The sequence below is a fragment of the Hyunsoonleella sp. 2307UL5-6 genome (assembly GCF_047345485.1).
GTDB lineage: Bacteria > Bacteroidota > Bacteroidia > Flavobacteriales > Flavobacteriaceae > Jejuia.
The window spans coordinates 294,948-308,483 of the sequence record NZ_JBLFEN010000002.1 but is presented as its reverse complement, the minus strand read 5'-3'; the positions used below and the strand labels follow the sequence as shown (position 1 = coordinate 308,483).

Sequence of the window (13,536 nt, the reverse complement as noted above, 5' to 3'; positions counted from 1 at the left end):
GTCCATATTGCAATAGTGCCAACAAGAAGTAAAACAAAAGTAATGAATGATCTAAATAAATTAACTGAGAATTGAAGAGCTGACATAATAACATTTGAGCTTTTTATTTATATTTTGAGTTGAGTGTTTATATAAATTAGTTGTGACAATTTGAACGAAAGAAATGGATAATTATTTAATTGGGGTTTTAGGAGGATTAATAGGTTCAATCTTAACCGTAGTAATTGGTAAAAGTTTGGAAATATTTCAGAAAAGTAAGGAACATAAATACGAATTAGAAAAACAATTTTTTTTGAAAAAATTATCAGCAGCGGAAGCTGCTGTAATGCAATACAGTTTGTTTTCAGACGCTTTGTCCCAATTGATACTTCTGTACAGTAGATATGAGCAATATGAAAGTGATGTTGCAAAACAATTGAATGAAGACTTAATCAAACAAATTGATGAAAAGATTGCTATGGCAAATAATGCTTCGTTAAGTATAGCAAATGCAATAAGTCTATATTTTGATTTACAATCAGACTTTTCTAAGAATCAAATTATTTCAAATTTTTATGATACATTAAATTCATTAGGGCCTTATTCGGAAAATGTTGAAAAAACCTTTCAGCAATACTTAAATTATAAAGGAACTGAACAAGAAAAAGAAGCTCACAATATTTATTTAAATGCAGAAAAATTTATGGGCGCAGCAATGAAAAATATAGCAAATGGGTATCAAGTTTTTGATAATGAGTTACAAAAACAAATTATTCAAATTCGAACGGAAATGAAGAAATTTGAATATTAAAACCACTTGTAGCAAAAATTAAGATAATAAAAAGGTCTAAAAGTTTAGATTTGAAAGACGACTTTAGCAAACAAGTTCATTAGGGATTGAGCGGTATGTTTGAAATCCCCGACGCAGGAGGGATTGAGTAGTGAAAGCCCGACCCCTTGTGGGTAATGCCCAAATAATAAAAATTAAAAAGAATAAAAGTGAGCCATAAAAAATTTGAAACCGACGCGATACGAACGCAGAGTGTACGCACTCAATTTTCGGAGCATTCTGTACCCTTATATGTAACTTCGGGGTTTGTGTTTGATGATGCTGAGGATATGCGTGCATCGTTCGCAGAGGAGAAGCAGCGCGATTTATACAGCCGTTACAGCAACCCGAATACCAACGAATTTGTAAATAAGGTGTGCCAGATGGAAGGTGCGGAAGCGGGTTTTGCGTTTGCGAGCGGGATGGCTGCCGTATTTTCTACATTTGCAACCTTGTTGAATGCTGGTGACCATGTGGTGTCGTGTAGTTCGGTATTTGGGGCAACGCATGGATTGTTTACCAAATATTTCCCGAAATGGAATATTGAGTGCTCGTATTTTAGCATTAACGACGTTGAAACGGTTGAGAATTTAATACAGCCAAACACGAAATTTATTTATGCGGAAACACCTACCAACCCTGGTGTGGATGTGTTGGATATGGAAGCCTTGAGTGTCATTTGTAAAAAGCACAATTTACTGTTAGTGATTGATAACTGCTTTGCGACACCGTATTTGCAAAACCCGATAAAATTTGGTGCAGATTTGGTAATACATTCTGCAACAAAATTGATGGATGGTCAAGGGCGTGTGCTAGGTGGCGTTACCGTTGGGAAAGCTGAATTGATTAGAGAAATCTATTTATTTTCTAGATTAACGGGGCCTGCTATGAGTCCGTTTAACGCTTGGGTGTTATCTAAATCTCTAGAGACTTTAGCGGTAAGAGTAGATAAGCATTGCGATAATGCATTAAAATTAGCAACCTTTTTAGAGGCGCACCCGAAAGTAACATGGGTAAAATATCCGTTTTTAAAATCGCACCCTAAATATGACATTGCCAAAAAGCAAATGCGTTTAGGTGGCAATATTGTAGCGTTTGAGGTTGAAGGTGGTTTAGATGGTGGTCGTGGATTTTTAGATGCGATTAAAATGTGTTCGTTGTCTGCTAATTTAGGAGATACAAGAACTATTGTAACACATCCTGCGAGTACAACGCACGCTAAGGTGGAAGCTGAAGTTAAGATAGCTGCTGGAATTACAGATGGTATGGTACGGGTTTCGGTTGGATTAGAACATGTAGATGATATTATTTCAGATTTAGAGCAAGCTTTAGGATAATTTATGAAGATGAATAATAAAACGATATATCAAGTTGACGCATTCACAGATACTGCCTTTAAAGGGAATCCTGCGGGCGTGATGATTTTAGATAGCTTGCCTTCTGACATATGGATGCAACAGATGGCTATGGAAATGAATTTATCTGAAACTGCTTTTGTAGCACCTAATGCCAAGTCTAGTTTTGATATTCGATATTTTACACCTACAGTTGAAATACCGTTATGTGGGCATGCTACTTTGGCTTCGGCGCATGTAATGTATCAATTGGGTATAATAGCTTCTGATGAATTAATTCAGTTTAAAGCAAAAGGAGGAGATTTAACGATTTCTAAAGATGGTGATGATATTGTTATGACGTTTCCGCAGTATAGCTTATCAAAAATTAATATTCCAAATAATTTTAAAAATGTAGTTGGTTTTGAACCGATTGCTTTTTATAAAAGTGACGATAATTGGGTTGTTGCCATTGCTGAAAGTCAAAACGAGATTGAAAAATGCACTCCTGATTTTAATGCCTTAAAATCGAGTGGACTAGGACATCTTATGGTTACTTCCGAAGGAAAATATAAGGATGTTGATTTTGTAGTGCGTTGTTTTGTGCCAGAAGCTGGTATTAATGAAGATCCTGTTACGGGTTCTGCACATTGTGCGTTAACACCATTATGGGCCAATAGACTTGGAAAAACTGAAATGGTATCACATCAAATTTCTAAACGAGGTGGTATATTACATGTAGCTTTAAAGGATTATAATGTGGAAATTAAGGGGAAAGCTGTTACTATTTTTGAAGCCAGATTAGCAATTTAGATTTTTGTTTAAAACGAAATGGACATACATTGCTGTATGCCCACTTACATCTAATTATAAATCCCTCATTATTAGATTTTGTTATTTATTTAGTTCCAGAATGTAGATCCGAAGTTATCTGCGTCTCCGTTAAAAATATAAGGAGAAACTCCAGAAGCTGTATTGGTAGCATTGTCCCATCGTCCAGCAGTAACCGCTTGGTCTACTCTAGGTTGATTTCCTGAACCCCATTGTACATAATCAATTAATACATCAGGATTTGTTGAGCCAAATGTGTTTACAGAAAATATACTTAAGCCATCAGCAGCAGGGTCTACATCATAATTTAATATTACAGTTTGTTCTGGACCTAAGTTTGTAGACGCGCTAGTAGCATTAGATACACGCACATAAGTGCCAGGGCCTAAGCATAACCAGTAATCTGCAATGTCTAAGGTTGTGCCACCTAAATTAACTAAAGTAACTTCATCTGTAGTCGTATCTACTCTAGCTATTCTTATCACAGCATTAGCAGTTGCAACTTGTGTGCCATTCCAAAATGTAGAGCCAAATTCAGTAGCATTTCCAGTAAAGGTGTAAGGTGAGGTCATAGTTACAAAGTTAGCTGCGTTATCCCATCGTCCTGCAGTAATTGCTTGGTTAACTCTGGCTTGATTGCCTGCGCCCCATTGTACATAATCAATTAACACATCAGGATCTGTTGAGCCGAAAGTGTTTACAGAAAATAAGCTTAAACCGTCAGCAGTAGCGTCTACATCATAACTTAGTGTTACACTTTGGTTTGGATCTAAGTTTGTAGATTCACTTGCAGCATTAGATACCTGTACATAAGTCCCAGGCCCTAAGCATAACCAGTAGTTTCCAACCTCTGTTGCAGCGTCACCTAAATTTGTTAGGGTTACTTCATCAGTATCCGTATCTACTTCTGTAATACGTATTATACTGTTTTGAGTTTCTTCTCTTTCTTCAATAGTAATTGTATCGTCGTCATTACTACAACTTGCAATTAAAACCATTACTAGTATTGTAAAAATTCCTTTTTTCATTTTATATTTTTTTTAAATTTATTTACTCTGCAAATAGACGAATGAAAAGGAAATAACATACAGTCAATGTTGGTGAATAGGAAAAATAAGTTCTAAAAAGGAATAAAGGAGATTTTTAATATGATAAACAATATGGTAAAGCATATTACTAGTGCATAAATTTTGTTTTTGTTTGATGTGTTTAATTTTGAATGAGGCGTTTTAGATAAATAAGATAACCCTATGTAAACCTATAGTGTTATTTTAAATTATAATTATAGATTGATTCATTATCTGATAGGTGTTATATTTCTAGAGAAATACAAAACTAAACTTTGTGGATAACTAGGAATATTATGTGATACTACAGAGTGTTATCTATAATAGGTTTATAAAGGATTACGAAGTTGAAGTAACTAATGCGCCTTGTATAGCACAGAATGATACATATATGCGCTTTACGGTTTAGTGCCAATAATATTTTATTAAGGCTTATAATTGGTTGTTCTTTTAATAAAAAAAAGGACATACAGTATACCGTATGTCCTCAGCTATTAATCACTACTTAAGTGTTTGTGTTACTAATGTTTTACTTAAAACAAAGGAGTAGCTAAATTAATTTTTACTACCCCTTTTGCGAATTTGGGACAAAACATTATCTAACAACTTCTACACTTAATTCAACTAAATTATAACCACCTCTTGGGTCAAGATTTTGTGTTACACCAGCTGGAGAGCTAATTAAACCTTTACCAAATTGTACATCGTTAAGTTCTCTTACTCGTCTTACCTTAGTATCTGCATCATCAGCTACTGACGCGTTACCTCTCATTGGTTGACCGTTACCAAAACCTACTTCTTGGTCTAATTCTGTACCAGAATCGTATAAGTAATTTTTGTTTACATCAAAGTCAGTTTTCACACTACCATCTTCGTTAAATAATGTAATACCAGCTTGATTGTTTGAAATAAACCAGTCGTTTGATGATATTAACATAGTAGCAAAGTTTAAGCGTTGTCCTGGGGCAGCTTCAATTTCAAAAACAAGAGATTCGCCAGGTGAAGCAGGAGTTTCATTTCTTACCGCTGTTACATTTTCCATAGCATTTAAGTATTCAAAAGCTATACTAGGGTCTCCATCTTCTGCCAATTCCTCTAAACCACTAACTGTAGTTATAGGCGATCCGTTTGTAAAGAAAGGGGATTGCTCACCTTCATGCACATAAGCAACACCAGGAGATAATACAGACCATGATGATGATAATCTTAATGGTGCACCAGTAGTTCCTGTTTCAGTAAACCACTCATAAATTGCAGCAGGCGATCCGTCTTCAGCTAAGCCTTCAAAACCATTGGCTTTTAGTGGAGCTCCAACTTCATACAATGCATTGTCTTGTGTGTGTACTACTAATATTCCAGGTGTAACAAAACCAGGGTTATGTAAAGCTTCTCTGTTAGCTTTCACAATTTTTAATTTAAAGTACTTTGTAGCAGCATCGTAAGATAAATATGCAGACATATAGTTTAATATATTTCTACCTGTGTTTCTTACTAAGTTATTACTATCTGCAGGTCCAGAATTAGGTGCAGCTTGTCTTGGTGCTGTGTAAATTGTACCAGGAAAATTTGTTAAAAAAGCCTCGTCTTGTTCGCTACCAGCATCGTACACACCTATATAGCTAGAAATGTCTCCTGTTTTAGGTGTGTCACCATCCCATAGTTTTATACCTTCGCTATCAGTACCGAAAAACCAATCGTTACTTTGTGCAAACATATTTGCAAAACTTAAGTATGTACCTTTAGTGGCTTTAAAGTTAACCTCGTAAGATTGTCCGGTTTGCGTTAGAGGTGCATCTCCAATTTTTTTAACGGCTAAATAGTTCATTGCATTTTTAACGGTTATTCTAAATGTTGTTTTTTGAACTTCTGGAGCCATTTCTTCAATTACTTCACCTGAATCTGGTGTACAAGATGTAAGTCCTAATGTTGCAGCTAATACTGCTGATAAAATTGTCTTTTTCATTTTAAATGTATTTTTATTTTAATAATTATTTGTTGGTGCAAATAGACGTAATAACTTGTGTTTGTTAATAATGAACCTTCACGAAGAGGAAAAATGAGGTTTAAAAATGAATAAAAAAGCTTATATAAATATTGAATTTTGAGCGGGCATTAATTTAAGATTAAATACATCTCAATACAGAATGAAGGCGCATCAATAAGCAGTAGAACGCCCTAACATTTATAGAAAACTAAGTGTATATTATATTAAATAATGTGTTAATGATATTGTATAATGTAAAACATATTTAATTCTATATGCATAGTGCAATTACACATATTATATCTATAACAATACCGTTATTAATTTGGTAGTATAGTAATGGTATAAAAAAAGGCTACTTTATTTAGGTAGCCTATTTTCTTCTATATTTAAATATTTTTTAACTACAATTGTATGTGATAAGTGGCATGAAAACCGAAAAAGAAATTACCGTCCTTAGTATTAAAATTTCTTATGGTTTGTGTAATAAAACCATCTTCATTAAAAATTTGATTATTAGTCATTTTAAATTGTAGCAGTAAATCGCTTACTTCCCAATTTACACCAAGAACAAATGCGCCAAAAGTTGTTACTGATTTTAAAGGATTAGCTACATAATAGTATTCTGAAACTATAGATACATGGTTGCTTACTTTGTATCGCGGACTAAAGCCAACTGCAAAATGGTTGTGGTCGTCAATACTAGAGTTAGAAGATGTTCTATGTACAAATGATGGCGATATTTGAAACGAAAAATTTCTAGAAAACTTTCTGGCAATTAATAGCTGAGTTGTAAATGCTAGTTTATTAAAAAAATTATCTCTATTCTCAATACCAACGATACTTCTGGTTCTATATGTACCAGTTTGTAATAGGGTAATTCCAAAAGGTAATCCAGAATTATCAGTGCGCTGTTGTACTAGCCTATGTTTAAAATAGCCATCAAAAATACCATTTGGCGCACCTGCACCTATACCTATGGTTAAATTATCTGATATTCCATAATCTAAACCAAAACGTGAGCACATTAAATCTGCAACAAATGCATTACTTGTTTCTTCTGGTGTATTCCAATATCGGCTCATAAATGAAACCTCTAAAGTATTTTTTTTACGTGTCTCAATAGAATGTCCAATAGAAATACGTGTGCCTTTAAATGTAGACATAACGTATCGCACACTATCTAAAGGTTCTTTTTCAAGTTTATCAAGAAGGCCCTGACTAAAAGAACAAAAAGGAATTGAGGTTACAACTAAAAGTCCTAAGAGTTTATTTTTCATAGGTGTCATATTTAAAATTGAAAGCAATTTTTATTTTTTTTGAAATGTTTGGAGATAATAAAGCGGGTACTTTAATATCATAATCATCAATTAAAACTTCTAAATCTCCTTCTATATTATAACCAATATTAGTTTTAGATATATTTGCTTTAAACTCAAGTGGTTTTTCAATACCACGTAACTTAAAAGTACCTTTTATAATTTTGGTTTGGGTTGTAAGCGCTGTGTCAAAATCATCAATTAAACCCTCAAAAGTAGCCTCAGGGTATAAGTCTGATTCTATGTAGCTTTCATTAAAATGCTCATGCATTAAAGTTTTTTCAAACACAAAGGCTCGCATCAATATGCGAACTGCAATATTACCACTTTGTGGATTAAATATACTTAACGTTTTTGTGTTTTTAGCATTTATGTTTTCAACAGATGTATAAGAAAAAAACGTAACATCTCCTTCTCGTTCAATGTATTCCTGATTTTGAGAAAAACTCTTTATGCAAAAAAAGAGAAATAATACAATTATTCTGTTCATGAAAAGTTTTTTATATAATGATGCAATTTAATAATACTATATCTAATAATTTACCTTTTAAAATGCCTTTTACAGCTATTTTATCACCAACTTTAAGATGTGCTATTTTATCGTTTTGATCTTTTTGTAATTCACATAATACGTAGCTTTCACCATTTTCGTAACTAACGTATAATGTGTAAATGCTATTTTTGTATTGTATTTTTTTTATAATACCATCTATTTCAATAGCTTTCTCAATTAATTTAGCATAAGTTTCTTTATTATATTCGTCTAATAGGGTGTGAGAACTTAACTGTTTATAAGTTTTTAGATGATGGGTATTAGAATTCGAAGATGTATTTGTAGCATAGTATAATCCTATAATAAGAGATAATACACAAAAGAGCGCACAGATAAATAATATGTTATTTCGAATATAAGCTTTCATAATTACTACAGAACAATGAGTGATTATTGCTCTATTTTTTAATAAAGGTATATAATAAATTTGGATGTATATATGCGTAAAGTACTAGAAATTGGTAAAACTGAAATATGGGTTTTAAAGATGAATTTTTTACGGTTAAAATTTCAATAAAAATGATAGTTAAGCTTTAATTTTGAATCAAAGATAATAAGAATTTAAATCGATGAAGAATTATAAAATTTATGTTGTAACCTCTCTTATTTTTGTAGCCATATATTTAATTATGGCCTATATGGCAGTTATTTTTATTACTAAGCAAAGTACTATTTTATTATTGGATAATGAGATACAATCTGGCAAACAACGTGCAAAACAAATTTCATCAATAAGTGCAAACGCTCTAGCTGCAAACGTTAATAAAGATATTGTTGTAAATGGTATTCAAAAAAGTATTGAGGATATTAATAATGTAAATATGTTTTTGTCTGTAATAGACTGGTCTGGTAAAATAGTATGTTATCCAGATAGAACCAAAGTAGGTACAACAGACAGTGCTACAAATGCTATGGTTACTAACATAAAAAACGATATTTCTGCCGAAGATTTATATATGTACGTATCTAATTACAGTATAAAGGAAGATGCGCTTAAGGCTTCAGAGGTTGTGCGTTTAGATGCAATCCCTAGTTCAGATCTTGTAGTGGTAACACATATTAATATAAAAAATGTAATTTCAGAATTTGATAGATTTAAAAGTAAATTTATTTTCATTTTTGTCATTCTAGGTCTTACCATATTAATAATTTTATTTGGAATGATTAGATACGTAACAAATCATTATTATGATGTTTTAGAGCTTAAAACAACACGTTTAGAAGATGGGATGCTTAACTTATCTAAATTGAATAATTCTCTAGAAGCGTACCAAAAAAATATTGCTGTAGAAAAAGAAGAAGAAGCAAAAGCCAAAGAAAAAGCTATTGATGAGAACGGAGATGAAGCTATTAGTGATTTACCAAAAAAACGACTTTTAACCTATATAAGAAATGAGTTGATGCCAGTTGCAATAGAAGATATTTCATATATCTACTTAGAAAACACCATTACCTACATTATTAGAAAAGATGGTAAACGTTTTACTGCTAACGATAGTTTAGATCAAATTTATTCTTCACTTGATCATAAATTATTTTTTAGAGCCAACAGGCAAATTATTGTATCTATTTATGCCATAGATAAAATTATAAAATTTGGGAATAACTCTTTAAAGATAGAAACTAAGCCTTCATCAGAAATCGATATAATAATAGGTAAAAATAAAGCATCATCGTTTAAGCAGTGGTTAGATTTATAGTTTGGTGCAACTACTAATTTATCTATATTAGCATCATGCTATCTAAAAAAACAAAATACGGACTTAAAGCATTAACTTTTATTGCCAGAAGCGGTGACGATGTTCCTGTACAAGTAAGTGTTATCGCAAAAAGTGAACAAATACCGCAAAAGTTTCTAGAAAGTATTTTATTAACACTTCGTAAATCTGGAATTTTGGGTTCTAAAAAGGGTAAACATGGCGGGTACTACTTAAGAAGCACACCTTCTGAGATAAAAATGACAGACGTAATGCGCGTGCTTGAAGGCCCAATTGCAATGGTGCCGTGTGTAAGCTTAAACTACTACGAAAAATGCGATGATTGCCCAGACGAACACCAATGCAGCGTACATAAATTAATGATTCAGGTAAGAGATAATACGTTGAAAGTATTTAGAAATACCACCCTTGCTGATTTATCAGGTGTTTAAAAGATAATAATTTCACAGAATTCTTTAAAAAGTTGTAAGTTTTCTTCAGTTTACCGTCAAAATATTTCAATATTCGAAAAAAGAGGTTACAAAGTTTGTTGTATGGAAAAAAATGTTACTTTTGTAATCCCTACTAAATTGATAGGATTAATATAAAACAACAACAAATGATAGCGCAAATGTTATTAAAAGGTAAAGAAAAGTCCACTTATAAAGATGATAGTGTTGGAGAAAAACCAATACGAAGTGTTGCAAAGGCATTGAGTTGGAGGGTTATTGGGACTTTAGATACTTTAATAGTGTCTTACGTGTTAACCGGAGAAATTTCTATTGCGGCATCTATTGCTTCTATAGATTTTTTAACAAAAATGGTACTTTACTTTTTCCACGAACGTATTTGGAATGCCGTAAAATGGGGTAAATAAACTATAATTTAAGATGTTTACAGAAAATCAAATAAACCAATTAAATAAAAGCTTTGAAAAGGCAACACCTTCTGAAATTATTCAAAAGGCTTTTGAGCTTAATAATAACGCTGTAGTTACCACTAACTTTAGACCATATGAGGCAGCAATTCTTCATGCGGTAAGTAAAGTAGAATCTAAAATACCAGTAGTTTGGTGTGATACAGGTTATAATACATCACAAACCTATAAGCACGCAGAACAAGTGATTAAAGATTTAAGTTTAAATGTGCATTTATATGTACCAAAACAAACATCGTCACATAGAGATGTTGTTATGGGTATTCCTTCGGTAGATGATCCAAAACATGCTGAGTTTACTGAGCAAGTAAAGTTAGAACCTTTTAAAAGAGCTATGGATGAGCATAAACCAAATGTTTGGTTTACAAACCTACGTCAAGGGCAAACAGCATTTAGAAATAGCATTGGTATTTTTAGTTTAAGTAAAGATGGTGTTTTAAAAGTGAGTCCGTTTTATTATTGGACAGATAAAGATTTGGATAACTATTTAGAAGAACATAATTTACCAAACGAATTTAAATATTTCGATCCAACAAAAGCATTAGAAAATAGAGAGTGTGGTTTACACGCTTAAGCAGTTGGCAGTCGCAGTAAACAGTATTAAGAAATAAAATAAAACAATAAATATTCTTGCTCCGCCCGAGTAAGAATCCCTCCCTCACGGGGAGGTTAGGAGGGGCTTTTAATATGAATAAAGATACATCACATATCAATTCGCTAGAAAACGAAGCGATTTACATCATGAGAGAAGTAGCGGCACAGTTTGATAAGCCTGTGTTACTGTTTTCTGGAGGAAAAGATTCAATTACGTTGGTAAGATTAGCAGTTAAAGCATTTTACCCTGCAAAAATTCCGTTTCCATTAATGCACATTGATACAGGGCATAACTTCCCTGAAACGATTGAATTTAGAGATCGTTTATGTAAAGAATTAGGTTTAGAATTAATTGTTAGAAACGTACAAGATTCTATAGACCAAGGAAAAGTAAAAGAAGAATCTGGGCGTTACGCAAGTCGAAACATGCTACAAACTACAACCCTTTTAGATGCTTTAGAAGAATTTAAGTTTGATGCGGCTATTGGTGGAGCAAGACGTGATGAAGAAAAAGCAAGAGCAAAAGAACGTATTTTCTCTGTACGTGATGATTTTGGGCAATGGGATGAGAAAAACCAAAGGCCAGAGTTGTTTGATATGTTAAATGGTGAGATAGACCATGGACAAAATGTACGTGTATTTCCAATTTCTAACTGGACGGAGTTAGACGTATGGTCTTATATAGAAAGAGAAAATATTGAAATTCCATCAATTTACTTTGCGCATAAACGTAATGTCTTTTTAAGAGATGGGATGATTTGGTCTGCAGAAGATGATGTAGTTTACAGAGATGAAAACGAAGAGGTAATAGAAAAAATGGTGCGTTTTAGAACTGTTGGTGATATGAGCTGTACAGCAGCCGTATTATCAGATGCCGTTTCAATTGATAAAGTTGTAGAAGAAATTAGAGATTCTTCAATTTCTGAACGTGGTGCAAGAATCGATGATAAGCGCTCTGAAGCTGCCATGGAAAAACGTAAACAACAAGGGTATTTTTAATTCCCCTAACCCCCAAAGGGGGAATTAGCAAGTTTGCGGATAAAATAAAACTCCTGCAAGGTTTCAAAAACCTTGTAGGTATTATAAAATAAAATTATAGGAACAAAATTTAAAATATAACCCGTAAAGAACTCCCTCTCCTTTGGAGAGGGTTGGGGAGAGGAATGGAAGTATTAAAAATAGCAACAGCGGGAAGTGTAGATGATGGAAAAAGTACGTTAATAGGTCGTATTCTTTATGATACTAAATCTTTAACTACAGATAAGTTACAAGCCATTGAAGATAAAAGTGAACAACTTGGTTACGATTATTTAGATTTTTCACTAGCTACAGATGGTTTAATGGCCGAAAGAGAACAGGGAATTACTATAGATGTAGCACATATTTATTTTTCAACTAAAAAGAAAAGTTACATTATTGCAGATACTCCTGGTCATGTAGAGTATACACGTAATATGGTTACAGGTGCGTCAACATCTCAAGCATCTATTGTTCTAATTGATGCTAGAAAAGGTGTTATTGAGCAAACCAACCGTCATTTCTTTATCAATAATTTATTAAGAATTAAAGATGTGGTTGTTGCCATTAATAAAATGGATTTAGTAGATTATTCAGAAGAAGTTTATAATAAAATTAAAGCCGATTTTTCTGAATTGATGAGTAAAAGAGATTACCAAGATCAAAATATTTCCTTTATTCCAGTAAGTGCTTTGAAAGGAGATAATGTGGTGAACAAATCTGATGCAATGCCTTGGTATAAAGGTGAAGCACTGTTAGAGCACTTAGAGCAATTGGACAAAAAAGATATTTTTAATGTAGGTACACCACGTTTCCCAGTACAATATGTTATTCGCCCAAAAACCGAAGAGTTTCATGATTATAGAGGCTATGCTGGAAAAGTATACGGTGGCGATTTAAGTGTAGGTGATGATATTATTGTGTTACCATCAAAAACACGATCAAAAATAAAGGATATCTATTTTTATGATGAGAAGTATGAAACGGCATCAAGGCGTTCTTCGGTGACTATCACTTTAGAAAATGATATTAATGTAAGTCGCGGCGATATGATTGTTAAAGAAAATGATTTGCCAACAATTGACAAACAATTTACAGCTAATGTATGTTGGATGGATTCAAATAAATTAAATTCTGGTGGAAAATATATTGTTCAACATGGCGTAAATAAAGTGCTAGCAAAAGTAGATCGTATTAATCATAAAATCAATCCTGATTATTCTGGTATTGAGAAAGATGTAAAAGGCTTAGGAATAAATGATATAGCATCTGTAACATTCAAATTAAACAAACCTATTTTTTACGATCAGTTTAAAAATCACAGAACAAATGGATCTTTCATTATAATCGATCCACAATCTAATAATACAGTAGGTGCTGGATTTATCCAATAAA

General features: G+C 32.7%; 14 protein-coding genes. 9 read left to right on the top strand and 5 right to left on the bottom strand.

The genetic code is table 11. From position 1 onward, the window contains the following. Positions 1–163 precede the first annotated feature (163 nt). The 3 genes from ACKGJY_RS04845 to ACKGJY_RS04835 all read left to right on the top strand — a co-directional run bounded on the left by ACKGJY_RS04845 (position 164) and on the right by ACKGJY_RS04835 (position 2,955). Complete coding sequence (locus ACKGJY_RS04845; protein ID WP_413972728.1) at positions 164–790, top strand: hypothetical protein; 627 nt, start codon at positions 164–166, stop codon at positions 788–790. Positions 791–978: 188 nt separating this feature from the next. Continuing rightward, positions 979–2,145, top strand: coding sequence for a trans-sulfuration enzyme family protein (locus ACKGJY_RS04840; RefSeq protein WP_413972727.1), 1,167 nt, complete (start codon positions 979–981; stop codon positions 2,143–2,145). 9 nt (positions 2,146–2,154) lie between these two features. Beyond that, the gene (locus tag ACKGJY_RS04835) at positions 2,155–2,955 is read left to right on the top strand and encodes a PhzF family phenazine biosynthesis protein (RefSeq protein ID WP_413972726.1); all 801 of its coding nucleotides are present in this window, start codon (positions 2,155–2,157) and stop codon (positions 2,953–2,955) included. 89 nt (positions 2,956–3,044) lie between these two features. On the opposite strand, the gene ACKGJY_RS04830 is transcribed toward ACKGJY_RS04835, so the two are convergent. The 5 genes from ACKGJY_RS04830 to ACKGJY_RS04810 all read right to left on the bottom strand — a co-directional run bounded on the left by ACKGJY_RS04830 (position 3,045) and on the right by ACKGJY_RS04810 (position 8,263). Then, on the bottom strand, positions 3,045–4,001 hold the full coding sequence (locus ACKGJY_RS04830; protein WP_413972725.1) for a hypothetical protein: 957 nt from the start codon (positions 3,999–4,001) through the stop codon (positions 3,045–3,047). A 634-nt stretch (positions 4,002–4,635) separates the two neighbouring features. Next, on the bottom strand, positions 4,636–6,003 hold the full coding sequence (locus ACKGJY_RS04825; protein WP_413972724.1) for a spondin domain-containing protein: 1,368 nt from the start codon (positions 6,001–6,003) through the stop codon (positions 4,636–4,638). A gap of 425 nt (positions 6,004–6,428) precedes the next feature. Next, complete coding sequence (locus ACKGJY_RS04820; RefSeq protein ID WP_413972723.1) at positions 6,429–7,304, bottom strand: DUF5777 family beta-barrel protein; 876 nt, start codon at positions 7,302–7,304, stop codon at positions 6,429–6,431. After that, positions 7,294–7,833, bottom strand: coding sequence for a YceI family protein (locus ACKGJY_RS04815; RefSeq protein WP_413972722.1), 540 nt, complete (start codon positions 7,831–7,833; stop codon positions 7,294–7,296). Before ACKGJY_RS04815 ends, ACKGJY_RS04820 begins: the two co-directional genes overlap by 11 nt. A 10-nt stretch (positions 7,834–7,843) precedes the next feature. Continuing rightward, on the bottom strand, positions 7,844–8,263 hold the full coding sequence (locus tag ACKGJY_RS04810; RefSeq protein ID WP_413972721.1) for an OB-fold protein: 420 nt from the start codon (positions 8,261–8,263) through the stop codon (positions 7,844–7,846). 202 nt (positions 8,264–8,465) lie between these two features. Here ACKGJY_RS04810 and ACKGJY_RS04805 point away from each other — a divergent pair, with 202 nt between their 5' ends. The 6 genes from ACKGJY_RS04805 (at position 8,466) to ACKGJY_RS04780 (ending at position 13,535) form a co-directional block, all read left to right on the top strand. Continuing rightward, positions 8,466–9,596 carry a LytR/AlgR family response regulator transcription factor gene (locus ACKGJY_RS04805; protein ID WP_413972720.1) on the top strand — a complete coding sequence of 377 codons (1,131 nt, stop codon included), beginning with the start codon at positions 8,466–8,468 and terminating at the stop codon, positions 9,594–9,596. Between the two features lie 35 nt (positions 9,597–9,631). After that, positions 9,632–10,045, top strand: a complete 414-nt coding sequence (locus ACKGJY_RS04800) for an RrF2 family transcriptional regulator (protein ID WP_413972719.1) — start codon at positions 9,632–9,634, stop codon at positions 10,043–10,045. Positions 10,046–10,212: 167 nt separating this feature from the next. Then, positions 10,213–10,470: a DUF2061 domain-containing protein gene (locus ACKGJY_RS04795; protein ID WP_413972718.1), complete on the top strand. Its 258-nt coding sequence runs from the start codon at positions 10,213–10,215 to the stop codon at positions 10,468–10,470. A gap of 13 nt (positions 10,471–10,483) precedes the next feature. Further along, entirely contained in the window at positions 10,484–11,104 is a 621-nt protein-coding gene (locus ACKGJY_RS04790) for a phosphoadenosine phosphosulfate reductase family protein (protein WP_413972717.1), read from the top strand. 113 nt (positions 11,105–11,217) lie between these two features. After that, positions 11,218–12,123, top strand: coding sequence for a sulfate adenylyltransferase subunit CysD (gene cysD / locus ACKGJY_RS04785; protein WP_413972716.1), 906 nt, complete (start codon positions 11,218–11,220; stop codon positions 12,121–12,123). Positions 12,124–12,287: 164 nt separating this feature from the next. Beyond that, complete coding sequence (locus tag ACKGJY_RS04780; RefSeq protein ID WP_413972715.1) at positions 12,288–13,535, top strand: sulfate adenylyltransferase subunit 1; 1,248 nt, start codon at positions 12,288–12,290, stop codon at positions 13,533–13,535. Position 13,536 lies beyond the last annotated feature (1 nt).